Below are 23,111 nucleotides of genomic sequence, written 5' to 3' on the forward strand. Positions count from 1 at the left end.
CAAATCGCCTGCACAAACGGGCCCGACAGCGTAGACATGGCAGCGGCGGCACCCGCGAAGGAAGCGCGCAAGTTAGCCGATGCGGCGCAGCACCACCAGCGGCGCGGTGCAGAACACAACGGACTGATCCTGCATCCAGACGGCACGCCGCTTGCAGCCACATCTGCAAAGGTGCCGAGGCGCACTCGAAGCGCTCCGCGCCGCCCGATTTCTGAACCTAAAATCATCAATAGGATCAATATGATGCCCATTCATCTTCTGGCAGTTTGTGCTATTGCGAAGCGCGGCGCTAGAATCGCCGGAGGCAGTGGAACAGGCGGGACAACCATGACTGAAATGCGCAGGCCCCGACGGTTTCGTCCGTTGGCCATCGGGCTGCTCGGGGCGTTATTTCCCCTGGCCCTCTCTTCCACCGCGCAGACGCCCGCGCCAGCTGCCTCTGCGCTGCAGCCGGCCACCGCCGCACAGTCGCCCACCGCTCCGCTGCAGTATCGCGCCTCGCTTCCGGCCAGCAGTGTGCTGCCACCGGCGGCCGGATTCGATGTGGCCGCGTTTGAGTCCATGGCCAATCAGTTGACCTACGGCAACCGCGTGCCCGGCATTGCGATGGCGATCGTGCAGGGTGGCAAGGTGCTCAGCGCGCGCGGCTATGGCGTCACCGACGTCAATCATCCGCAGCCGGTCGATGGCCACACCGTGTTCCGTCTTGCTTCGCTGTCCAAGGCGTTCGCAAGCACCCTGGCCGGCCTGCTGGTCAACGACGGCGTGCTGCGTTGGGACAGCAAGGTGGTCGATTACGTGCCCGGCTTCCAGCTCAGCGATAACGTCGCCACCCATCAGCTCACCGTCGCCGAGGTGCTCAGCCACCGCGTTGGCCTGACCCGCAACGCCTACGACCGCGATATCGAATCCAACGTCGACTACTACTCGCTCAGCCACAAGCTCGCCGCTGCACCCTTGCGCTGCGCGCCGGGCGATTGCTATGCGTATCAGAACGTGGCCTTCAGTCTGGTCGGCGATGTGGTGTTCGCCGCTTCCGGCAGCTTCTATGAGCAGTCGGTGGAGCGCCGCATCTTCAAGCCGTTGGGCATGAATGACGCGAGCATGGGCCTGGCCGGTATCCAGGCCAGCCCGCACGCGGCACGCCCGCATGTGCGCAGCCGCGGCGGTTGGGTGGCACTGACGCCCAAGCCGACCTACTACCGCCTGGCGCCCGCTGCCGGCGTCAACGCCAGCGCCAGCGACATGGCACAGTGGTTACTTGCACACACCGGTCACCGCACCGACGTGCTGCCTGCGCCGCTGCTGGCGACGCTGCATGCGCCGTTGATCTCCACACCGGGCGAGATGCGCTCGGGTTGGCGCCACGAGCGTGTGGACGCTGCCAGCTACGCGCTGGGCTGGCGCGTGTTCGATTACGCCGGCCATCAAGTCATCTTCCATGCCGGCGCGGTGCAGGGCTATCGCGGCCTGGTCGCGCTGCTGCCCGAGCGCGACCTTGGCATCGCGATCATGTGGAACGGCGAGAGTGGTCTGCCGTCGGGCATGCTGCCGACCATCCTGGATCGCGCACTCGGCCTGCCGGCCAAGCGTTGGCTGGACATCGATGTGGATGGCGACTTCGGCAGCGAGAACATGCTGGCCGAGCGTCCCGATCCTGCCGGCAAGGGTGCCTCGTCCGGCAAGTCGGTGGCATCGCCGCGCTGAGTTGGCGTCGCAGCGATTCAAGACAGAGGCGGCTTCGGTCGCCTTTATTGTTTTTGGCATTCGCGATTGTTGAGAGCGACCCAATAAAAAAGCTCCCTCCCCGCTGGGCGTCGGGGAGAGAGCTCGATGTTTACGGCGATCGGGTGTTGCAGATCAGATCAGCGGCGCCGGAGTTGCGGGCAGCGCGACCGGAGCGGCCTTCTTCTTGCGAACGGCCGGCTTCTTCTTGGCGACCTTCTTTACGGCAGTCTTCTTGGTGGCGGACTTCTTGGTCGCCTTCTTCGGAGCTGCTGCCTTTTTGGCGGTCTTCTTGACTGCTTTCTTGGCGGCCGTCTTCTTGGTCGCCTTCTTGGCAGTCTTCTTCACTGCCTTCTTTGCGGTCTTCTTCACTGCCTTCTTGGCGGCAGTCTTCTTGGTTGCCTTCTTGGCAGTCTTCTTCACTGCTTTCTTGGCGGTTGCCTTCTTGGCAGTCTTCTTGACGGCCTTCTTGGCAGCAGCCTTCTTCACTGCCTTCTTAGCGGTTGCCTTCTTGGCGACCTTCTTGACTGCCTTCTTGGCGGCAGTCTTCTTCACTGCCTTCTTGGCGGTGGGTTTCTTTTTTGCAGCTTTTTTAGTGGCCATGTAATTGGCTCCTCGTCAGTGAACTATGGAGGTGAAACGCCCAGTTGAACCAAACCCCGCGACGGCATGCCATCGTCGGGAACCATCCGCAGGTGATGCGCGACGGGACGGATACAGAAACACCCGCATCGAACGGCGACACGGGTGCGTGATCGGAACGACTGCTGCTTTCTTGGAGAGAAGCGGACCCGACTCCACCGTGGATAGCGCTTCGGTGGACATCTGGAACAAGCGTGTCGGCTTGATGTCGATTCTGCTCACTCTCTTTCGCAGCAACGTCTGCTGGGCGAAACCTAATCACGCTTTTTTTTACTGTCAACACTCTTTTGCAATTTTTTTTCAGCCAGCCATCGCAATACAGCGCGCCGAGGTGATCCAGACAGGCCTTGCACTGGCATGCGCGTGCGAGCGACGCGCGCATTCGTACAATCGGGTTTTCAGAAAACCACTTCTTTTGTGCTGTTTTTTTGAAGCGGTCAAAAATGCAGCGACTGGATCGGCATGACGGACGCGTCGCAAGGTACAAGGCAGTGATGTCTTTCGTCGCCTGTCCGCCAGCTGAAAATTTTTTATCCAACGACTGCGCTTGGGGCGTCGCATCAGCACAAATGCGCAAACTTATTGCGCTCTTCGATCGCCTTGCATGCGTCTGCATGGACGACTCGACGCATGCATGCATGCGTTGCATCGCGTCCAACGATCGACCATCGACGCATGCGAGCGCCAGTTTTTTTTCACCACGCACACGCCGCGTCCTCACGATTGGCTCACGCCAGAAATCCGACGCACCTGCATGCGGACATCCTTCGACGCGGTGGCGGTGGTGCGTGCCTGGCGCGTGCGGTGTTTTTCGATCGGTCGCCGAGCGCGGCGATGGAGACCGGGACCTGGCATGCAGGCATCGTTCGAGAACTCGGCAACGCGGCAGTTCGCTGGCCACTGCAATCGATACCGGCGCGCCGGCGCAGCCTGGCGTGCAAAAAAATGGCCGCTCCAGGAGCGGCCATCCGAGGTTGCGATGTGCCAGGCGCGATCAGTGCGCGTCTTCTTCCAGCAGCTCGGCATAGTCGTCCGGCGACAGCAGATCGTTGAGCTCTTCCTTGTCGTCGAGTTCGACCACGAAGATCCAGCCGTCGCCGTAAGCGTCTTCGTTGATGGTTTCCGGCTTGTCGCTAAGTGCGCTATTGACCTCGACGACGGTACCGCTGACCGGGCTGTAGACGTCGGAGGCGGCCTTGACCGACTCCACCACTGCCGCGCCGTTGCCGGCCTGCACGGTGTCGCCGACGCCCGGCAGTTCGACGTAGACCAGGTCACCCAGCAAGCCCTGCGCGTGGTCGGAGATACCGACGGTCACACGGCCGCTGTTTTCGACGCGGGCCCACTCGTGGGATTTGAGGAACTTGAGGTCGCCAGGGATCTCGCTCATGTGTGCTCCGGGGAAACTGGGGTTAGGGACAGGTGGCTAGTTTAGACCGCGCGACAAGACAGGTGCACGCGCGTGCAGGACTGCTTGGTTGCTACCGATGTTGCGCGCTGCCGAACGTCTGCACGCCCGGCAGCGTTTGACTCATTGCCCAAGCACGCCGGGCTGTGCCTGGCCATCGCGCACGAACGGAAACTTCACCGCGCGCAACGGCACCTGCTTGCCGCGGATGTCCACACGCAGGTCGTCGATGCTGCCGGCCGGCACGCGCGCGAATGCGATTGCCTTGCCGAGCGTGGGCGAGAAGGTGCCGGACAGGATCTCGCCTTCGCCGCTGGCGGTGAACACGCTCTGGCCGTGCCGCAGCACGCCCTTCTCATCCATCACCACACCGATGAGTTGACGCGGCGCGCCCTGCGCCTTTTGCGCTTCGAGCACGGCGCGACCGATGAAGTCGCGGCCTTCGTCCAATGTGATCGTCCAGGCCAACGCAGCCTCATAGGGAGTGACCGCGTCGTCCATGTCTTGCCCGTAGAGATTCATCCCTGCCTCCAGACGCAAGGTATCGCGCGCGCCCAGACCGGCCGGCTTGACGCCTTGCGCGAGCAGGGCGTTCCAGAACGCAACCGCCGCGTCCTGCGGCAACACGATTTCGAAACCGTCTTCGCCGGTGTAGCCAGTGCGTGCGAGGAACAGTGCGATGCCATCGCGCGAATGTGTCTGCAGTGCAGCGAAACGGCCGAGCTTGCTGGCTGCAGTGCTGTCGGCAGGATCCACCAGCTCGATGACCTTGGCGCGTGCGTTGGGACCTTGCACCGCGATCATCGCAAAGTCGCTGCGCTCTTCCACGCGCACATCGAAGCGCGCGGCCTGCTCGCCGATCCACTGCAGATCCTTTTCGCGGGTGGCGGCGTTGACCACCAGGCGGAAGAACTCTTCGCTCATGAAGTAGACGATCAGGTCGTCGATCACCCCGCCCTGCGGATTGAGCATGCAGGTGTACAGCGCCTTGCCGGAGACCTTGAGCTTGTCCACCGAGTTGGCCAGCAGGTAGCGCAGAAATTCGCGCACGCGCGCGCCGTGCAGATCGACCACGGTCATGTGGCTGACGTCGAACATGCCGGCGTCGCGACGCACCTGATGGTGCTCGTCCAGCTGCGAGCCGTAATGGATCGGCATGTCCCAACCGCCGAAGTCGACCATCTTGGCGCCGAGCGCACGATGGGTGTCGTTGAGGATGGTCTTCTGGGTCATGCGCGCCGGTCCAAGGGAAAGAGGACCATTATCGCCGCCCGGCCGTGCTTGCGGGAACGGCGTGTTCGCCGCGCCGCAGCAATTTGCTTAGCCGCTCCTGTGAGCTGCCATCGAGTCCCTGCATTCACACGTTGCGATGCTCGGCGCGTCGCAAGCGTGGCGCTGCGTCAGCCGCACGAACTCGCCATGCGCGCGCTCAGACGCTGCGCGGCGAAAACATGATGATGGCCATGCCAAGCAGGCAACAGGCGGCGCCCAACAGATCCCAACGCGTCGGCGTCACCCGGTCCACCCACCACAACCACAACAAGGCGCTGGCGATGTAGACGCCGCCATAGGCCGCATACACGCGCCCGCTGGCCTCGGGATGCAGGCTCAACAACCATACGAAGATGGCGAGGCTCAACGCCGTCGGCAGCAACAACCACGCACTGCCGCCTTTGCGCAGCCATAGATAAGGAAGGTAGCAACCGACCAGTTCGGCGACCGCGGTAGCTGCGAACAGCAGCAGCGTGGTCGGTGCGGAATTCATGCGCGGTCTGGCTTGTCGAAATCTTGCTTGTTCAAATCTTGCCGGTCGCGGTTTGCCTGATGCGGGTCGGAGGCATCGAGACCTTGCTCGCCGACGACTGACTGATAGATGGCAGGTTTGCCAGCGACCAGCGGGTCGAAAGCAGCCGGATCCTCACCTCGCTCGCCGCGCTTGACCTGTTGCCACAGCGCTTCCTGTTGGTCCAGGGACAGTGCTGCCAGATTGGTGTCTGCGGTCTGCGCGAGCGCTTCCATGGCGCGAAAGCGGCGCTCGAATTTGAGATTGGCATGGCGCAGTGCGGCGCCCACATCGACCTTGGCGTGCCGCGCCAGGTTGGCGCAGACAAACAACACATCGCCAAGCTCGTCTTCCAGCCGTGCCTGGTTGTCGGTGACCGGGCCGCGTGCGAACTCCACGCGCAACTCTTCGATTTCTTCCTGCAGTTTTTCCAGCACCGGTGCCGGGCCGGGCCAGTCGAAGCCGACCCGCGCCGCGCGCGACTGCAGCTTGGTGGAGCGCTGCCACTCCGGCAGGCCGCGTGCGATGCCGGCAAGTGCGGAGTCGTCCTGATGGCCGGCTGCGCGACGTTCTTCGCGCTTGATCTGCTCCCAGTTGGCGCTCACTGCCTGCGCGCCGTCGACCTGTTGATCGGCGAAGACATGCGGGTGGCGGCGCACCAGCTTGTCGCTGAGTGTGGCGACCACGTCGGCAAAGTCGAATGCGCCCTGCTCTGCTGCCATCTGTGCATGGAAGACAACCTGCAGCAGCAGGTCGCCCAACTCGTCGCGCAAGCCCGGCAGGTCGGTGCGATCGATGGCGTCGGCGACTTCGTAGGCTTCTTCGATCGTGTACGGCGCAATGCTGGCGAAGGTCTGCTCCACATCCCAGGGACAGCCGTGCTCGCGATCACGCAGACGCGCCATCAACTGCAGCAGGCGCTGGATGTCGCCGGTCGGCGGGGTCTGGGGCATAGCGACGCTCATACCAGCCAACTGCGCCACGGCAGATTCGGATCGCCCAGCGCGATGAAATCACCGTTGAGCAAGGTGTCGCGGCGGTTGTAGCGGAACGGTTTGCCGGAGCCCCCCGCCAGCAACACGCCGCCGGCGGCATGCAGCACACACTGGCCGGCAGCGGTGTCCCACTCGGACGTGGGGCCGAAGCGTGGATAGACGTCGAGATCGCCTTCGGCGATGCGGCAGAACTTCAACGACGAGCCCTGCGCCACCACATCGATCTCGCCCATGCGCTCCAGTGCGGCCGCGGTGCGCGCGTCGCGATGCGAGCGGCTGGCGGCCACCCGCAATGGCGTGGCGGCGGGCGTGCGCGTCTGCAGCATTTCGTCGCGATGGCCATCGCGGCGGTAGGCGTTCTCGCCGCGCGCCGCGTACCAGACCCGGCCATCGACCGGTGCCTGCACCACGCCGAGCACCGGCGCGCCCATGTGGATCAACGCGATGTTGACGCTGAACTCGCCGTTGCGCTTGACGAACTCGCGGGTGCCGTCGAGCGGGTCGACCAACCAGTAACTGGTCCAGAACTGGCGTTCTTCCCAGGCGATGTGCGCGGATTCTTCCGAGAGCACCGGCACGTCCGGCGTGACCCGCCGCAACGCATCGACGATGACGCGGTTGGCGGCCAGGTCGGCCTGGGTCAGCGGACTGGCGTCGTCCTTGATCTGCACCGCGAAGTCCTGCGCGTACACCTGCATGATCGCATCACCCGCCTCGCGGGCGATGGCGATCACGGTTTCGCGCAGTTCCATCGGAATGCGAATCATGGATTGCGCTCCAGCCACTCGCGCGCAATGAACAGGGCAGCCAACGAACGGCCTTCGGAGAAATCGTCGCGCAGCATCAAGTCGTCCAGACGGGCAATCGGCCAGGGAATCACTTCCATCTCTTCGGGCTCGTCGCCAACCAGCCGTTCGGGGTAGAGATCGCGCGCCAGCACCAACCAGGATTGGTGACTCATATAAGTAGGAGCGAGCGTCATCGCGCGCAGCACCTGCACCTGGCGCGCGCCGTAACCGGCTTCTTCCTTGAGTTCGCGGTCGGCCGCCTGCTCCGGCGTCTCGCCTGCATCGATGCGGCCCTTGACCAGACCCAGCTCGTAGCGATGCACGCCGGCGGCGTACTCGCGCACCAGCAGCACGGTCTGCGCATCCAGCATTGGCACCACCACCACCGCGCCGTGGCCCTGGCTGAGTTGGCGTTCGTACAAGCGGCGCTCGCCGTTGGAAAATTCCAGATCCAGTTGCTGGCGACGGAACGGCCCGTCACCGAGATCGGTGATCTTGTGGATGGTCGGCAGACGCGGGCTCATGCGTGACACGCAGGGGCGGGGGCGACCGATAGAATAGGCGTATGCATCGACATGTTCATGAGCCCGAAATCCTAGCAGACCCGGCAGCCTCTCAAGCTGCCGAACATTGGCGGCAACGCGATCTTGAGGTGCTGTGGCACCCCTGCACGCAGATGCGCGAGCACCCGCACACACTTCCACTGGTGCCGATCGCGCGTGGCGACGGTGCGTGGCTGGTCGGTTACGACGGCCGCCACTATCTGGATGCGGTCAGCAGTTGGTGGACCAACCTGTTCGGCCACACCGAACCGCGCATCGGCGCGGCCATCGCGCGCCAGGCCGGCGAGCTGGAGCAGGTGATGCTGGCCGGCTTCACGCATGCGCCGGCAGTGCAACTGGCCGAGCGCCTGTTGGCGATCGCGCCACGTCAGGCCGGCCGCGCGCCGCTATCTAAAGTGTTCTATGCCGACAATGGGTCGGCCGGCGTGGAAGTGGCGTTGAAGATGGCCTTCCATTATTTCCACAACCGCGGCGAGCATCGCCGCACCCGCTTCGTGGCGCTGGAAAACGGCTACCACGGCGAGACCATCGGCGCGCTGTCGGTCGGCGACATTCCGCTGTACCGGCGCGTGTATGCGCCGCTGCTGCTGGAATCGATCTTTGCGCCATCGCCGGATGCGTATCTGGCCGAGCCCGGACAGAGCGCAGAAGACTATGCGCTGCAGGCTGCCGACGCGTTGCAGGCGGTGTTCGAACAATCGCCAGGCGAAATCTGCGCACTGATCCTGGAGCCGCGCGTGCAATGCGCAGGCGGCATGCGCATGTATCACCCGGCTTACTTACGGCGTGCGCGCGAACTGTGCGATGCGCATGGCGCGTTCTTGATCGCAGACGAGATCGCCACCGGCTTCGGCCGCACCGGCACCTTGTTCGCCTGCGAGCAGGCCGGTGTCATGCCGGACCTGCTGTGTCTGTCCAAGGGATTGACCGGTGGCTTTCTGCCGTTGTCGGCGGTGCTGGCCACGCAGCAGTTGTACGACGCCTTTCTCGATGATTCGCGCGAACGTGCGTTTCTGCATTCGCATAGTTACACCGGCAATCCGCTGGCGTGTGCGGCGGCACTGGCCACCTTGCAGATTTTTGCAGGCGACGATGTGATTGCGCGCAATCAGCACACGGCCGCGCACATGCGCGCACTGGCCGCGCAGATCGGCGAACACCCCGCCGTGGCGGACGTGCGCCAGGCCGGCATGATCGTGGCGTTCGAGCTCACCCAGGGCGGCGACAAGCGCACGCCGTTCCCGGCAGCGGCGCGGGTGGGCCTGAAGGCCTATCGCGCGGCCCTCGACAAGGGCGTGGTGCTGCGCCCGCTCGGCGATGTGCTGTACTGGATGCCGCCGTATTGCGTGGACGAAGCGCAACTTGCGCTGCTGGCTGCCACCACCCGCCATGCCATCGAGGAGGCGGTTGCATGCGCCTGACCCGCTCGCATGTCGCACTGCCGCTGCACTGCGACCAGGAAGTGACGCTGCCGGAGGAGTCGGCCAATCACCTGCTGCGTGTGCTGCGACTGCGCGAGGGCGATGCCTGCATCCTGTTCAACGGCGACGGCAGCGACTACCACGCGCGTATCACGCTGGCAGGCAAGCGTGAAGCGCGCGCACTGGTGGAACGTGCGCAGCCGCTGTGCAACGAATCGCCGCTGTCGATCACGCTGATCCAGGGCATCGCGCGCGGCGAGAAGATGGACCTGATCCTGCAGAAGGCGACCGAGCTGGGGGTTGCGGCGATCGTGCCGGTCAACGCCGAGCGAACCGAGGTCAAGCTCGACCCGGCGCGGATGGAAAAACGCGTGGCGCACTGGCGCAGCGTGGTGATCTCGGCCTGCGAACAATCCGGGCGTGCACGCGTGCCCACGGTCGCTGCGCCACTGGGCCTGCAGGACGCGGCGCAGGCCAGCGACCCGCATGCGCTACGGCTGACGCTGGACCCGCATGGCGAGCATCGCCTGGCCACGCTGTCGGTCGCCGCGCAACAGGCTGTGATCGCGGCGATCGGGCCGGAAGGCGGCTGGTCGCCGCGCGACCGCGCAATCCTCGGCGAGGCCGGTTTCAGCGGGTTGCAATTGGGGCCGCGCATTTTGCGCACCGAAACGGCGGGGCTGGCGGCGATTGCGGCGCTGCAGTCGCGGTTTGGGGATCTATAGGGCGATGCTGCGGGTCATCTGACGCTCGCCCTACATCGTAGGAGCGCCCTTGGGCGCGATGAAGCGTTATCGATAAAGCCCATCGCGCCCAAGGGCGCTCCTACGGGACTGCGGAATTGGTCGGCTCGGTGCAGACAGATTGCTGGACCGAGCGATGCGCGAGGCTCAGCGCCCGTGCTGCAAAAACCAGCTGGCCGCGCCGATCACACCGAGCTGGCCATGTTCGACGATGCTGACCGGCACCTGCTCCAGCGCCGGACGCAAGGCGCCCTTGTCGAGCAGGCGTGCGACGAAGTCGCTTTCGGCAATGAAGGTGGCGATCTGCGGCAGGAAGCCGCCAGCCAGATACACACCGCTGCGCACGCCGTACAGCAGGATCATGTCGCCGACCACGCTCCCCATGAAACCGCAGAACGCCTGCAAGGCATCGCGTGCCAACGTGTCGTTACCGGCCAATGCGGCGGCGGTGACATCGGACGGGCTGGCGTGCACGGCCGGCTCGCCGCGCAGTGCGGCCAGCGCGGTATAGAGATTCAACAAGCCCGGGCCGGAAAGCAGATGTTCGGTGGCCACGTGCGTGCGCGTGCGGCGCAGTTGCTGCAGTAACGCCACTTCCAGATCGCTGGCTGCCGCGAGTGCGGCGTGGCCGGCTTCGGTCGGCAACACCACCGCGTTGGTGCCGTTGGGAATCCACAACGCTGCGCCCAACCCGGTGCCGGGGCCCAGGATCAGCGCCGGACCCGCTGCACCTTGCGGCGGGCCAGACAACTGCAGGACCTGATTGCCGACCATGTAATTGGCCGCATAGGCAACCGCTTCGAAATCGTTGACCAGATGCAAGGCCTGCATGCCGAGCTGGCTGCGGATCTGCCCCGGTGCCAGCACCCACGGCAGATTGGCGGTGATCACGCTGCCGTCTTCCAATGCGTACCCGGCGCTGGCGATGACGCCGCGCTTCACCGGCGCACAGCCCAGCTCCGCGAAGAATGCCGACATGATCTCGGCCAGGCCCGGGTAATCGGCGCAGCGGTACTTGCGGTAGTCCAGCACAGTGACCGGCTTGCGTGGATCGATGCTTTCGCACACCAGCGCCAGGCGCACATGCGTCCCGCCCACATCTGCGGCAACGAAGGTTTCGGTGCGCGGAAAAGACACCGCGTCCATTGGGCTGCTTGCGCTCACGCGTTCTCCTGATAAATGGCAGCGGGCCGGTGTCGTGTCCCGTTAGCCGACGAACGGTAACGGGTAGACAACGTTGTCAGCAATCGCCCTGTAACGCAACCGTCGCGATCACGATTTATGCAGGGCGCTGTTGATTTCATCATCCACCAAAAATCCGCATCTGTGGCAGCGATTTCCGCACAAATCAGCGTCGGGACGCATTGCATTGCGAATTCACCATAGAAACAGCGAATCGCGATGCGCACGTTCTCACGCCGTGCTGCGCAACTGCATCGACGCAAACGGAACCCTGTCGCAAATTTGCTGCATTGCAGCGCAATCGCAAGCGCTTCAGAGATCTGTGACGATGTGTTGACAACGCTGTCAACGCTACGCGAGACTCGATCCAAATCAGGGTTCTGGCAGGAGGGGCCATGGACTGTTCGGGACTGAACATCGGGCCATTCCCTCGCCTGCCGATTCCGGATTCGTGAGTGGTGCGTCACCCGACGTTCGACTCGCTGAAGTCGCATTCGCCACACCGCTTCACCACACGGGGGACACCTCCTCTACCACGCGAATCGCCTGGACCCGCTTCTCACGACGCGCGCCAGCGCAATCACCGCGATCGGTCAGGGCGTGTTGTTTTGCCGGCCACGCCGAGGGCGTTGCGCCCCACTACGGGCCAGACGCGCTCAAAGCACTAACCAATGAGGTTTAGCCATGCACAGCCGCACCACGACGTTAGCACTCTGTATCACCGCCGCTCTGTACTGCTCCGGCTCTGCCATGGCTGCCGGACAAGAACAGCAGGCCACTCCCAGTGCGCCCTCGGCCACCACCGAGCTGGACACCATCACCGTCACAGGCTACCGCGCCTCGCTTGAGAAGAGCCAGGCGGTCAAGCGCTCGGCCAACTCGATCGTCGATGCGATCAGCGCCGAAGACATCGGCAAGTTCCCGGACATCAATGCGGCCGAATCGTTGTCGCACCTGCCGGGCATCAGCGTCGACCGCCAGTTCGGCGAAGGCGAAAAGGTCAGCATCAACGGCACCGATCCGGCGTTGAACCGCGTGCTGCTCAACGGCCAGACCATCGCCTCGGGCGACTGGGGCGGCAACCCGACCGACACCAGCGGCCGTACCTTCAACTACACCCTGCTGTCGCCGGAAATCATCGGCCTGATGGAGGTCTACAAGACCCCCGAGGCACGCATCGACGAAGGCTCGATCGGCGGCACCGTGATCGTGCACACCCGCAAGCCGCTGGACCTGCCCAAGAACACCATCCGCGGCTCGATCGGCTACAACTACAACGACCGTTCGGAAGAAGGCAACCCGCGCGGCTCGGCGCTGTGGAGCTGGAAGAACGACGACGAAACCTTCGGCGCGTTGATCTCCGCCACGCATGACAAGCAGGACCTGGCGCGCGCCGGTATCGAGTACTTCGGCTACACCACCGGCCAGGGCATTCCGCCGACTGCCACCATCACCGGCGACGGCAGCGATGTGGCCACCGCACGCGTGCCGGCCGGCATCAGCAGCGCGTTCTTCCAGCAGACCCGCGAACGCAGCGGCCTGCAGGGCGCATTGCAGTGGAAGCCCAACGAGCAGAACGAATTCAACCTGACCGGCCTGTACATCAAGGGCAAGTACAACAACTTCAGCCAGGCGCGTTATGTGTGCCCGGCATGTAATGACGACCGCCAGAAGATCACCAGCGCCAATGTGGAAAACGGCGTCGTGACCTCGGCCACCGTCAGCGATGGTGCAGCCGGTCAGCCGTACGCACAGCTGGATGCCAACTACCGCGAGAGCACCGTCACCACCAAGAGCCTGAACCTGCGTCACGACTGGTCCGGTGAAAAGTGGGTGTTCACCACCCAGGTCGGCAACACCGAAGCGACCGGCGGCAAGAACCCCGAATACCTGATGAAGTTCCTGATGCAGGACGGCGGTTACAACTACGCCTTCGATGGTCAGAACACCGCAGTGAACTACGACAACGGCGGCGCCTCGAACTGGGTGTTGCCGGGCAATCCGGCGGGCCTGGCTCCCGGCCAGCAGGGCAATGTCCCCGGCACCAACACCGGCATCATGCAGGCCGGCGGTATCGCGTACCAGAAGAGCAAGGACGAGGAAAAGTACTTCCAGTGGGATGCCTCGCGCGACCTGGAACTGGGCCCGTTCACCAAGCTGCAGTTCGGCTACAAGTACATCAACCACAACAACGGCGTGGACGCACGCGGCAACCGCATCAACTCCACCGATGCGGTCTCGCTGACGCAGTTCAATCCGGGTAGCACGCCGAGCAGCCTGTACGACGGCCTCGGCGCCAGCGGCGACCTGACCACCTGGCCGACCGCCAGCCTGAACTCGGTGCGCAACTATCTGTTGTCGCAGCCGCAGGGCCCGTACCGCACCGATTTCGGCGCCTCGTTCCAGGTCAAGGAAATCACCCAGAACGTCTACACGCAGTTGAACTTCGAATCCGGCCAGTGGCGCGGTAACGTGGGTGTGCGCCTGGTCGACACCACCGACAAGTCCGAGTTCTGGCAGAGCAACGATGGCGGCACCAACTTCGACCGTGTGGCCGAGACCAACGACTATCGCAAGGCGCTGCCGAGCTTCAACATCGCCTACGACATCACCGACGACACCGTGCTGCGCTTCTCGGCAGCCAAGGTCATCGCGCGTCCGCGCTACGCCGATCTGGCCGGCACCTTCACCATCAACAGCGGTACCGGCGATCTGACTGCCAACGGCGGCAACCCGGATCTGAAGCCGTACGAATCCACCAACTACGATCTGGCGGCCGAGTGGTATTTCGCCCCGTCCAGCATGTTGTCCGGTGAAGTGTTCTATCGCGACATCAGCTCCTACATCGTCAGCACCACCACCAGCCAGCAGCTGAATCCGGCACCGCCGGCCATTGCCGGCCTGTATCAGGTCACCACGCCGGTCAACGTGTCGGACGCCAAGGTCACCGGCGTGTCGGTCAACTACCAGCAGACCTTCGGTCTGGGTTTTGGCTTGCAGGCCAACTACACCTTTGCCGAATCCGATTCCAGCTCCGGCTTGAACCTGCCGTACCTGTCGCGCGATACCTACAACGTGATCCCGTACTGGGAACACGGCGACTGGACGGTGCGCGTGAATTACAGCTACCGCTCGAAGTACTTCACCCAGATCGGTCGCCTGCAGTCGCGTGACTTTGCAGATGCCTACAAGCAGCTGGATCTGAATGCCTCGTATCAGATCACCGATTACATGGGCATCACCTTCGGCGCAACCAATCTGCTGGATTCCACCTACCGGGTCTTCAGCAACACGCGTGATACGCCAACGGCGTTCTACAAGAACGGCCGCGGCTACCAGGCCCAGTTGAACTTCAAGTTCTGATGTAGTCCCGGCGCGCCACCGTCCCTCCACGGTGGCGCGCTTTTTTTTGAGCTGTGCGTTGCATGCAGCGCACAGCTCGATGTTGTACCAAGGAGTGGTACTGGCCACGCCCCTTCGCGGTTGAGGGAGCATGGCCAGGCCCGCTTTTGCCATCCACGTGCCGGCTGCGCTGCAACCGACATGTCTCGCTTGAAGGAGTGCAGTTCCCATGACGACCGATAGCCGCCACTACGCGGCTCCATCCCGCCGCCACGCCGGAGCTGCACCCAGAACGCGAATGCTCGCGCTCGGTCTGCTGCTCGCGTTGCCTGCTGCCACACTCAGCGCGCAATCGCCCACCGCGCCTACCGCCACCACGCTCAGCCCCGAACAGATCGACCAGCAGTGGCTCAGCGCCACCGCCAAATACGCACCCGAGCGCGAGCGGCTGGTGCATGAGGCAGAACAAGGCGCACGCAAGGGCCCGTTCCGTCCCGATTGGGCCGCACTCAAGGCCTATCAATCGCCGGCGTGGTACGACAACGCCAAGTTCGGCATCTTCATCCATTGGGGCGTTTTCTCGGTGCCAGCGTTCGGCAGCGAGTGGTACTCGCGCAACATGTATCTGCAAGGTTCCAAGGAGTTCGCGCACCACGTAGCGACCTATGGCCCGCAGGCGAGTTCCGGCTACAAGGATCTGATTCCCAAGTTCACCGCGCCCAAGTTCGACCCGAATGGCTGGGCCAAACTGTTCCGCGAGTCCGGCGCGCGTTATGTGGTGCCGGTGGCCGAACACCATGACGGCTTCGCGCTGTACGACTCCAAGCTCTCCGATTGGACCGCGGTGAAGATGGGGCCCAAGCGCGATCTGCTGGGCGAGTTGTCCAAGTCGATCCGCGCGCAGGGATTGCACTTCGGGCTTTCCTCGCATCGCGCAGAGCACAACTGGTTCTTCGACGGCGGGCGTAAATTCGATTCGGACGTTAACGACCCGCGCTATGCGGCGCTGTACGGCCCGGCGCAGGTGCGCCTGCCGGGCAAGGACGATGCCGATGTGGCCAACGACTGGACGCCGGTGTCGCAGGCCTGGCTGGACGACTGGTTGGCACGCACCACCGAGTTGATCGATACCTATCAGCCGGACCTGATCTATTTCGATTGGTGGATCGCCCACCCCACCTTCCGCAGCAGCCTGCCGACCATGCTGGCGTATTACTACAACCAGGGCGCGGCGCGTACAGAGGCCGATCGCGGCGTGGTGGTGAACTACAAGCTAGGCGCGTTTCCGGAAGGCGCCGGCACGCTGGATATCGAGCGCGGCCAGCTCACCGGCATCCATCCCACCCATTGGCAGACCGATACCTCGGTGAGCAATGCCTCGTGGGGCTACATCGAAAACGACACCTATAAATCACCGACCTTCATCATCCACATGCTGGCCGATGTGGTGGCCAAGAACGGCAACCTGATGCTCAACATCGGCCCGCGTGCGGATGGTTCGATCCCCGAGACCGAGCGCGGCATTCTGCTTTCGATCGGCAAGTGGCTCAAGACCAACGGCGGCGCGATCTACGACAGCAAGCCGTGGCGCGTGTATGGCGAAGGCCCGACTGAAGTGGTGGGCGGCACCTTCCAGGACGTCAAGACCAAGCCGTATACCGCCGAAGATTTCCGTTTCACCACGCGCGATGGTGCGCTGTATGCGATCGAACTCGGCTGGCCGGCCGGCGGCAAGGCGGTGATCCGCTCGCTCACCCCCACCGATGGCGTGCGCGGTGTGACGCTGCTGGCCAACGGCAAGAAGGTGCCGTTCGAGCAGCAAGCCGACGGCCTGCATCTGAGCCTGCCTGCCAAGCCGGTGGGCGAACACGCCTACGTTTTCCGCATCGACCTTTCTTCTTCCACTCCCTGACGGATGCTGTTTTCATGAGCAAGCGATTGACCTGGATACTGCTCGCGCTGGCGTTAGCCTGCGCGCCTGCCTTGGCCAAAAACCCCACGGCGTTGTTCTATCTGATGAACACGCAGAAATCGACCAACTCGTTCATCGCCAACGTCGACAAGATCGATGTGGTGGTGCCGACCTGGTACGGCGTGGATCAGAACGGCCTGGTCAACGGCACGCCCAACACCTATCTGTACGACATCGCCAAGCAGAACAAGCTGCGGGTGATGCCGATCCTGTCGATGACCACCGGCCGCGACGGCTTCCACAAGCTGATGCACGACGAAGCAGCCAAGAAGCGCATGATCGAGTCGCTGCTGATCCACGGCAAGCAGCACAAGTACTACGGCTTTCAGTTCGATTTCGAAAACATCGCCTGGACCGACCGCGACGCCTACACGCTGATGGTCAAGCAGACCGCCGATGCGCTGCACAAGGCAGGTTTCAAGATGTCGGTGGCGGTGGTGCCGAATGCGCCGGGCCATGCCGAAGGCGGCCAGTTCTCCAAGTGGATGTGGGAATACTGGCGCGGTGCGTATGATCTCAAGGCGCTGGGCCAGGCCGCGGATCTGGTCAGCATCATGACCTACGACCAGCACACCCGCTGGACCACGCCCGGCCCGGTGGATGGCATGGTGTGGATGAAGAAGCATCTGGATTACGCCATCACCCAGGTGCCGAAAGAGAAGCTTTCGCTCGGCATCGCCACCTACGGCTACCGCTGGTACACCGGCAACCCGGTGAAGGAAGACGGCACCGAAGCGTCGAACATCGCGGCCACCTACATCGATGCCGACGAATCGTTCCCGTTGGCGATCGAACAGAACGCCACCGTGCAGTGGGATCCGGTCGAGCAGGAATCGTGGTTCTACTTCTATCGCGACGATATGCGCGAGTGGGTGTTCCGCCCGGATGCGCGCAGCTTCAAGGCGCGCTACGACATGGTGAAGCAGTATGGTCTGGAAGGTTTCAGCTGCTGGGTGCTGGGCGCCGAAGATCCGAAGGTGTGGGACGAGTTGCCGAGCGCGCAGCGCTAAGAGCAGCAACAAACCTACTGCGCTCACCGCCAGGCGGGCGCGGTTCGGTGCTTGAATCGGGACAGACATACGATTCCTGCATCGCCCGCGCCCGCGTTGCAGCTGCTGACGAGAGTGCATGCGCCTCTCCACAACGCAGCACGCACACTGCGCGCACCCCAACGAAGCGTGCGCCAGTCCCTGCGTCATCCGGCATGGCTTTGCTACTGTGCGTGGCTGCCGTGTTCTCGCCGCCACATCGGGATGTGATTGCATGAAGTCGAACTCCGCACCTGGCTTGCGCTTGTCGTTATCGCGCCTGCTTGCGCTGGCGTTTGCTGCGATGGTGGTAGCTGGTTGCGGCCAACGCGACGCAGCAAGCATGCCGGCTGCGGCCAGTCCCGGCAGCGCCTCGACACTGCCTGCCACCAATGCACCGCTGCCCTTGATTCCCGCCCCGGCCGAAGCCAGGCGCGGCAGTGGCAGTTTTCGCGTCGGCACCGGCACGGTGATCTCGATTCCCACCGGCAACGCCGAAGTGCGCCGCAGCGCCGAGACGCTGGCCAGCCTGCTGCAACGCACGCGCGGCCTGACCCTGGAAGTGCGCACCGAAACCAGCGCCTCGCCGCACAGCATCCGCCTGGAGCGCACACCGCAGGCACCGGTGGCGCACAAGGAAGGCTATAGCCTGGACGTGGATGCCAAGGGCATCCGCATTGCCGCACGCGATGGTGCCGGCTTGTTCTATGGCGCGATCAGCGCCTGGCAACTGATGACACCGGACGCGCGCAAGGGCGAGGTCGAGGTGCCGTCGGTGGCGATCCGCGACTGGCCGCGTTTCAGCTGGCGTGGTCAGCATCTGGATGTGGCCCGCCATTTCCATGATGTGGCCACGGTCAAGCATGTGCTGGATGCAATGGCCGCGCACAAGCTCAATGTGCTGCATTGGCATCTCACCGACGACCAGGGCTGGCGCATCGAAATCAAGCGCTATCCCAAGCTCACCGAGGTCGGTGCATGGCGCACCCCGCCCGGTGCCGGACGGCACGGCACACCCGAGCGTTACGGCGGTTTCTATACGCAGGAACAGATCAGCGAGATCGTTGCCTATGCGGCGCGTCTGCACATCACCGTGCTGCCCGAGCTGGACATGCCCGGGCATGCGCAGGCCGCGGTGGCGGCGTATCCGGAAGAGGTGGGCGTGCCCGGCCAGCGCACGCAGGTCGGTGTGAACTGGGGCGTCAACCCCTATCTGTTCAACACCAGCGAGCGCAGCCTGAGCTTCATCACCAACGTGCTGGATGAAGTGCTGACATTGTTCCCGTCGGCGTATATCCACATCGGTGGCGATGAGGCGGTCAAGGACCAATGGGAAGCCTCGCCTGCGGTGCGCGCGCAGATGCGCAAGCTCGGGGTCAAGGATGCGCACGCGATGCAGGGCTGGTTCAACGCGCAGCTGGCGCAGTACCTCACCCAACATGGCCGGCGCATGATCGGCTGGGATGAAATTCTGGAAGGCGGCGTGCCGGCCAGTGCATCGGTGATGTCGTGGCGCGGCGTCGAAGGCGCGGTGGTGGCGGCAAAGCAAGGTCACGATGTGGTGCTTGCACCAGGCGACTGGCTGTATCTGGACAATCTGCAGACCACGCGCAGCGACGAGCCCAACGGCCGCCTGACGATTCTGCCGCTGTCGAAGGTCTACGCGTTCGACCCGGTACCAAAAGAACTCAGCGCCGAGCAGGCCACGCATGTACTCGGTGCGCAGGGCGCGTTGTGGTCCGAATACATTCCATCGAAGTGGCATATCGATCACGCGTTGTTCCCGCGTCTGTCTGCCGTTGCGGAAGTGACGTGGTCGCCGGTGGCTGCGCGCAACTGGAAGGATTTTCTGGCGCGCCTGCCGGCGCAATTGCAGCGCTATAAGGCATTGGGCATCGACTACAGCGACGGTGCATTCGCTGCCGATATCGCGCTGGAATCCGGCCCCAATCCGGTGCTGGCCGGTGGCCCGGCCAAGGTGGCGCTCCGCACCCAGACTGGCGCGGGCACGCTGCACTACACCACCGACGGCAGCGATCCCACGCCGGCATCGCCGCGCTATGAGGCGCCGTTTACGATCCAGCTGCCGACCACGGTCAAGGCCACTGCCTTCGATGCCGATGGCACGGCGCTGGCCGCCACGCGCAGCCGCAGCTTTGATCGTGCCGGGTTGTTACGCGTGGATACGCAAGGCCTGCGCGATTGCGTCGAAACAGGGGCACTCGGCCTGCGCTTGCCGCTGCTACCGGAGATGACCGCTGCCGATACGCCGGTCTACAACGTCGATCTGTTCCATGCCTGCCGCCTCTATCCGCAAACGCGCCTGGACGGCATCGGTGCGATCAGGGTCGAGGCCGCACGTCTGCCGAACAACTTCGGTCTGGCCCACGAGCAATCCAAGGTCGTGCAGTACCCGGCCAAATCGCGCGGCGGTGAGCTGGAAGTGCGACAAGGCTGCGAGGGCGAACTGCTGGCCAGCGTACGTCTGCCCCAGGGCGACAGCGTGGGCGAGCAGCTCACGCTGGAAACCCCATTGCCTGCACGCACCGGCGTCCATGATCTGTGTCTGCGTTTCACCGCACCGATTCGCGGCCCGTTGTATGCCATCGGCGCCGTCCAGTTGATTGAAACCACCGCGCAGGCGCCCCCCGCCGCCACGCGCTGATTTATCCAAGGAGAGTCATCCATGCCCCTGTCCCGTCATCGTTTCGTCCCCGCACCCGCCCGTCTCGGGCTTGCCCTGGCCTTCGCCATCTCGCAGGCCTGGGCCGCGCCGCCCACGGCAACGACCCTGGACACCGGCTGGCAGGTGCGGCTGGTGCCGGGTCAGGAACAGGCCAAGACTTATCCGAAAGCGGCGGCATGGTTGCCGGCGCAGGTGCCGGGTGCGGTGCAGACCGATCTGATCGCCGCCAAGGTGGTGCCAGACCCGTTCTATCGCGACAACGAAGGCAAGATCCAGTGGGCGGGCCTGAGCGATTGGCAGTACCAGACCCGCTTCAACGTCGATGCGGCCACGCTCAAGCGCGCGCATGTCGAACTGGTGTTCGATGGCCTGGATACCTTTGCCGAGGTCACCCTCAACGGCAAGCCGCTGCTCAGCGCCGACAACATGTTCCGGCAGTGGTGGGTGGATGCGAAATCCCTGCTCAAGCGCGGCGACAACGTGCTCGAGGTCAAGCTGTTCTCGCCGATCAAGAAGATCCAGCCGTGGCTGGCCAAGCAGCCGTACGCGCTGCCGGGCGCCTACGATTCGGCATTCGGCGACGAACCCGAGTCGCGGCACAGCTCCACCTACGTGCGCAAGGCGCCGTACAACTTCGGTTGGGACTGGGGCCCGCGCATGGTCAATGCCGGCATCTGGAAAGACGTGCGCGTGGAAGCCTGGGATGCGGTGCGCGTGGACGGGCTGCATATCGCCCAGCAACGTGTGGACGCCGACAGTGCGCAACTGCAGGCGCAGCTGGAACTGCAGGCCGGCCGTAGCGGGCCGGTGCAGGTGACGCTGGATGTGCTTGGGCCGGATGGGAAGAGTGTCGGCCAGTTCACCCAGCAGGCGGTGGTCGACCCGGGCCAGAACCGTATCGATTTGCCGGTGCGCATCGCCAAACCCAAGCGCTGGTTTCCGGCCGGCTATGGTGCGCAGGACCGCTACACCTTCGTGGCCAGCGTGCGCGATGCCGATGGCGACAGCCAGCAGATCAAGCGCATCACCGGCCTGCGTTCGGTGGAGTTGCGTCGCGAAAAGGACAAGTACGGCAAGAGCATGGAGATCGTGATCAACGGCATCCCGATCTTCGCCAAGGGCGCCAACCTGATTCCGCTGGATGCGTTTCCCGCGCGCGTGAGCCCCGAGCGCATGCGCAGCACCTTGCAGGACGCGCGCGATGCCAACATGAACATGCTGCGCATGTGGGGCGGCGGGCACTATCAGGACGACCGCTTCTATGAGGTGGCCGACGAGCTGGGCATCATGATCTGGCAGGACTTCATGTTCGGCGGCGCGGTGCCGCCGTACGACGTGGAGTTCCGCGAGAACACCCGGCAGGAGGCGATCGAACAGGTCAAGCGGCTGCGCGACCATCCCAGTATTGTTCTCTGGTGCGGCAACAACGAAGTGCAGACCGGTTGGGAAAACTGGGGCGACCGAGTCAAATTCAAGCAGTCGGTGGACCCGGAAGAACGCACGCGTATCGAGCGCGGCATGACCACCTTGTTCGGCACCGTGTTCCGCGAAGTGGTGGCCACCTACGATAGCGACGTGCCGTACTGGTCCACCTCGCCGGGCACCAACTTCGATGGCGCCGCCGATCAGGCCAACGATGGCGACATGCACTACTGGAAGGTCTGGGGCGGCCCCGCGCTGCCGGTGACCGAGTATCTCAACGTCACCCCGCGCTTCATGTCCGAATACGGCCTGCAGTCGTTCCCGGACATGCGCACCGTGCGCGCGTTCGCCGAACCCGGCGACATGGATCCGGAATCGCCGGTGATGCGCGTGCATCAGAAGTTCGACAAGGGCAACGGCAACAAGCGGCTGATGCTGTATATCCGCCGCGAATTCGGCGAGCCCAAGGATTTCGAGAGCTTCGTCTACCTGAGCCAGCTGATGCAGGCCGAGGGCATCAACCTGGCTGCCTCGCATCTGCGCGCCTCGCGTCCGCAATCGATGGGCTCGTTGTACTGGCAGCTCAACGATGTGTGGCCGGGTGCCTCGTGGTCCAGCGTGGATTATTATGGCCGCTGGAAGGCGCTGCACTACCACGCCCGCCGCTTCTACGCGCCGGAACTGATCGCCGCACTGCGTAACGACAAGGGCCAGACCGAGGTGTCACTGGTGTCCGACCGCACCACCCCGCTGGCCGCACGCTGGCGCATGCGCGTCATGAGCATGGATGGCAAGCTGCTGAGCAAGCGCGAAGAAAAGACCACGGTCAAGCCGCTGAGCAGCCTGCAGGTGGGCAACTTCAGCGACAAGCAATTGCTCGGCAGCGCCGATCCTAAGCGCAGCTATGCGGTGTTCGAATTGTTGGACGGCGAGACGCTGTTGTCGCGCGAAGTGGTGTTCTTCGCACCCGCCAAACAAGTGGCCTTGCCGAGCGCGAAGATCGACAGCCAGTGGCGCGCCGATGGCGATGGCTATGCACTGACGCTGTCCAGCCCTACGCTGGCGCGCGAGGTGTGGCTGTCGTTCGGCGATGTGGATGCCACGTTGTCGGACAACGCCTTCGACCTGTTGCCGGGCGAGCCGTTGACCGTGCACGTGAGCAGCAAAGCTGCGCTGGCGCAGTTGCAGTCCACGCTGCAGGTGCGCGACCTTGCGAGCACGCTGGCCGGTGCACCGCCAGAGCCTGCCGAGACGAAGTAAGCCGCTCGGAGAAGGCGTCAAATGATGGCGCAGCGCTCACATCAGGGCGCTGCGCTATCCGCGAAGACAGCGCGTTGCGCATCGTCTGCGTGCTGCAACGCCTATCGCCCACGATCCAGCAACAGCTCAGCAATCACCGCTGCCCGCAATG

General features: G+C 63.9%; 17 protein-coding genes. 8 read left to right on the forward strand and 9 right to left on the reverse strand.

Annotated elements, in window-relative coordinates; translation table 11 throughout:
- Positions 1-327 precede the first annotated feature (327 nt).
- The gene (locus NMB96_RS22340) at positions 328-1,707 is read left to right on the forward strand and encodes a serine hydrolase domain-containing protein (RefSeq protein WP_485130459.1); all 1,380 of its coding nucleotides are present in this window, start codon (positions 328-330) and stop codon (positions 1,705-1,707) included.
- Between the two features lie 153 nt (positions 1,708-1,860).
- Here NMB96_RS22340 and NMB96_RS22345 read toward each other — a convergent pair whose 3' ends face one another.
- From NMB96_RS22345 to nudE, 8 genes are all read right to left on the reverse strand, one after another.
- Positions 1,861-2,328, reverse strand: a complete 468-nt coding sequence (locus tag NMB96_RS22345; RefSeq protein WP_023904733.1) for a hypothetical protein — start codon at positions 2,326-2,328, stop codon at positions 1,861-1,863.
- A complete protein-coding gene (locus NMB96_RS22350; RefSeq protein ID WP_152025572.1) occupies positions 2,318-2,983 on the reverse strand; it encodes a hypothetical protein in 666 nt (221 codons plus the stop codon). Before NMB96_RS22350 ends, NMB96_RS22345 begins: the two co-directional genes overlap by 11 nt.
- A gap of 378 nt (positions 2,984-3,361) precedes the next feature.
- Positions 3,362-3,757: a glycine cleavage system protein GcvH gene (gene gcvH, locus NMB96_RS22355; RefSeq protein WP_023904736.1), complete on the reverse strand. Its 396-nt coding sequence runs from the start codon at positions 3,755-3,757 to the stop codon at positions 3,362-3,364.
- A gap of 141 nt (positions 3,758-3,898) precedes the next feature.
- Positions 3,899-5,008 (reverse strand): glycine cleavage system aminomethyltransferase GcvT, encoded by a 1,110-nt coding sequence (gcvT, locus tag NMB96_RS22360; RefSeq protein WP_023904737.1) that lies wholly within the window; start codon positions 5,006-5,008, stop codon positions 3,899-3,901.
- Between the two features lie 196 nt (positions 5,009-5,204).
- Positions 5,205-5,540, reverse strand: coding sequence for a YnfA family protein (locus tag NMB96_RS22365; protein ID WP_023904739.1), 336 nt, complete (start codon positions 5,538-5,540; stop codon positions 5,205-5,207).
- Positions 5,537-6,511, reverse strand: coding sequence for a nucleoside triphosphate pyrophosphohydrolase (gene mazG / locus NMB96_RS22370; protein ID WP_023904740.1), 975 nt, complete (start codon positions 6,509-6,511; stop codon positions 5,537-5,539). The genes NMB96_RS22365 and mazG overlap by 4 nt, the downstream gene beginning before the upstream one ends.
- Before the next feature lie 8 nt (positions 6,512-6,519).
- Positions 6,520-7,320 (reverse strand): 3'(2'),5'-bisphosphate nucleotidase CysQ, encoded by an 801-nt coding sequence (gene cysQ / locus NMB96_RS22375; RefSeq protein ID WP_023904741.1) that lies wholly within the window; start codon positions 7,318-7,320, stop codon positions 6,520-6,522.
- The gene (gene nudE, locus NMB96_RS22380) at positions 7,317-7,865 is read right to left on the reverse strand and encodes an ADP compounds hydrolase NudE (RefSeq protein ID WP_043889357.1); all 549 of its coding nucleotides are present in this window, start codon (positions 7,863-7,865) and stop codon (positions 7,317-7,319) included. The genes cysQ and nudE overlap by 4 nt, the downstream gene beginning before the upstream one ends.
- A gap of 41 nt (positions 7,866-7,906) precedes the next feature.
- Between nudE and bioA the strand changes: the two genes are divergently transcribed.
- Positions 7,907-9,325 carry an adenosylmethionine--8-amino-7-oxononanoate transaminase gene (gene bioA / locus NMB96_RS22385; RefSeq protein WP_255085752.1) on the forward strand — a complete coding sequence of 473 codons (1,419 nt, stop codon included), beginning with the start codon at positions 7,907-7,909 and terminating at the stop codon, positions 9,323-9,325.
- Positions 9,316-10,050, forward strand: a complete 735-nt coding sequence (locus NMB96_RS22390; protein WP_023904744.1) for a 16S rRNA (uracil(1498)-N(3))-methyltransferase — start codon at positions 9,316-9,318, stop codon at positions 10,048-10,050. The genes bioA and NMB96_RS22390 overlap by 10 nt, the downstream gene beginning before the upstream one ends.
- Positions 10,051-10,215: 165 nt before the next feature.
- On the opposite strand, the gene NMB96_RS22395 is transcribed toward NMB96_RS22390, so the two are convergent.
- Positions 10,216-11,214: a glucokinase family protein gene (locus NMB96_RS22395; protein ID WP_255087008.1), complete on the reverse strand. Its 999-nt coding sequence runs from the start codon at positions 11,212-11,214 to the stop codon at positions 10,216-10,218.
- 720 nt (positions 11,215-11,934) lie between these two features.
- On the opposite strand from NMB96_RS22395, the gene NMB96_RS22400 reads away from it, so the two are divergent.
- From NMB96_RS22400 to NMB96_RS22420, 5 genes are all read left to right on the forward strand, one after another.
- Positions 11,935-14,613: a TonB-dependent receptor gene (locus NMB96_RS22400; protein ID WP_023904746.1), complete on the forward strand. Its 2,679-nt coding sequence runs from the start codon at positions 11,935-11,937 to the stop codon at positions 14,611-14,613.
- A gap of 208 nt (positions 14,614-14,821) precedes the next feature.
- Positions 14,822-16,504 (forward strand): alpha-L-fucosidase, encoded by a 1,683-nt coding sequence (locus tag NMB96_RS22405; RefSeq protein WP_183086687.1) that lies wholly within the window; start codon positions 14,822-14,824, stop codon positions 16,502-16,504.
- Between the two features lie 14 nt (positions 16,505-16,518).
- A complete protein-coding gene (locus NMB96_RS22410; protein ID WP_023904749.1) occupies positions 16,519-17,574 on the forward strand; it encodes a glycosyl hydrolase family 18 protein in 1,056 nt (351 codons plus the stop codon).
- 253 nt (positions 17,575-17,827) lie between these two features.
- Positions 17,828-20,257, forward strand: a complete 2,430-nt coding sequence (locus tag NMB96_RS22415; RefSeq protein WP_255085755.1) for a family 20 glycosylhydrolase — start codon at positions 17,828-17,830, stop codon at positions 20,255-20,257.
- A 21-nt stretch (positions 20,258-20,278) separates the two neighbouring features.
- Positions 20,279-22,960: a beta-mannosidase gene (locus NMB96_RS22420; RefSeq protein ID WP_255085757.1), complete on the forward strand. Its 2,682-nt coding sequence runs from the start codon at positions 20,279-20,281 to the stop codon at positions 22,958-22,960.
- The last annotated feature ends 151 nt before the right edge of the window (positions 22,961-23,111 follow it).

It is taken from the genome of Xanthomonas hortorum, from assembly GCF_024339125.1.
Taxonomy (GTDB): Bacteria; Pseudomonadota; Gammaproteobacteria; order Xanthomonadales; family Xanthomonadaceae; genus Xanthomonas; species Xanthomonas hortorum.

What these genes read in the sequence shown, in the direction of transcription:
- NMB96_RS22340 (WP_485130459.1), top strand. Translation starts at nt 328, where the DNA reads ATGACTGAAATGCGCAGGCCCCGACGGTTTCGTCCGTTGGCCATCGGG.
- NMB96_RS22345 (WP_023904733.1), bottom strand. Translation starts at nt 2,328, where the DNA reads ATGGCCACTAAAAAAGCTGCAAAAAAGAAACCCACCGCCAAGAAGGCA.
- NMB96_RS22350 (WP_152025572.1), bottom strand. Translation starts at nt 2,983, where the DNA reads ATGCAGACGCATGCAAGGCGATCGAAGAGCGCAATAAGTTTGCGCATT.
- gcvH (WP_023904736.1), bottom strand. Translation starts at nt 3,757, where the DNA reads ATGAGCGAGATCCCTGGCGACCTCAAGTTCCTCAAATCCCACGAGTGG.
- gcvT (WP_023904737.1), bottom strand. Translation starts at nt 5,008, where the DNA reads ATGACCCAGAAGACCATCCTCAACGACACCCATCGTGCGCTCGGCGCC.
- NMB96_RS22365 (WP_023904739.1), bottom strand. Translation starts at nt 5,540, where the DNA reads ATGAATTCCGCACCGACCACGCTGCTGCTGTTCGCAGCTACCGCGGTC.
- mazG (WP_023904740.1), bottom strand. Translation starts at nt 6,511, where the DNA reads ATGCCCCAGACCCCGCCGACCGGCGACATCCAGCGCCTGCTGCAGTTG.
- cysQ (WP_023904741.1), bottom strand. Translation starts at nt 7,320, where the DNA reads ATGATTCGCATTCCGATGGAACTGCGCGAAACCGTGATCGCCATCGCC.
- nudE (WP_043889357.1), bottom strand. Translation starts at nt 7,865, where the DNA reads ATGAGCCCGCGTCTGCCGACCATCCACAAGATCACCGATCTCGGTGAC.
- bioA (WP_255085752.1), top strand. Translation starts at nt 7,907, where the DNA reads ATGCATCGACATGTTCATGAGCCCGAAATCCTAGCAGACCCGGCAGCC.
- NMB96_RS22390 (WP_023904744.1), top strand. Translation starts at nt 9,316, where the DNA reads ATGCGCCTGACCCGCTCGCATGTCGCACTGCCGCTGCACTGCGACCAG.
- NMB96_RS22395 (WP_255087008.1), bottom strand. Translation starts at nt 11,214, where the DNA reads ATGGACGCGGTGTCTTTTCCGCGCACCGAAACCTTCGTTGCCGCAGAT.
- NMB96_RS22400 (WP_023904746.1), top strand. Translation starts at nt 11,935, where the DNA reads ATGCACAGCCGCACCACGACGTTAGCACTCTGTATCACCGCCGCTCTG.
- NMB96_RS22405 (WP_183086687.1), top strand. Translation starts at nt 14,822, where the DNA reads ATGACGACCGATAGCCGCCACTACGCGGCTCCATCCCGCCGCCACGCC.
- NMB96_RS22410 (WP_023904749.1), top strand. Translation starts at nt 16,519, where the DNA reads ATGAGCAAGCGATTGACCTGGATACTGCTCGCGCTGGCGTTAGCCTGC.
- NMB96_RS22415 (WP_255085755.1), top strand. Translation starts at nt 17,828, where the DNA reads ATGAAGTCGAACTCCGCACCTGGCTTGCGCTTGTCGTTATCGCGCCTG.
- NMB96_RS22420 (WP_255085757.1), top strand. Translation starts at nt 20,279, where the DNA reads ATGCCCCTGTCCCGTCATCGTTTCGTCCCCGCACCCGCCCGTCTCGGG.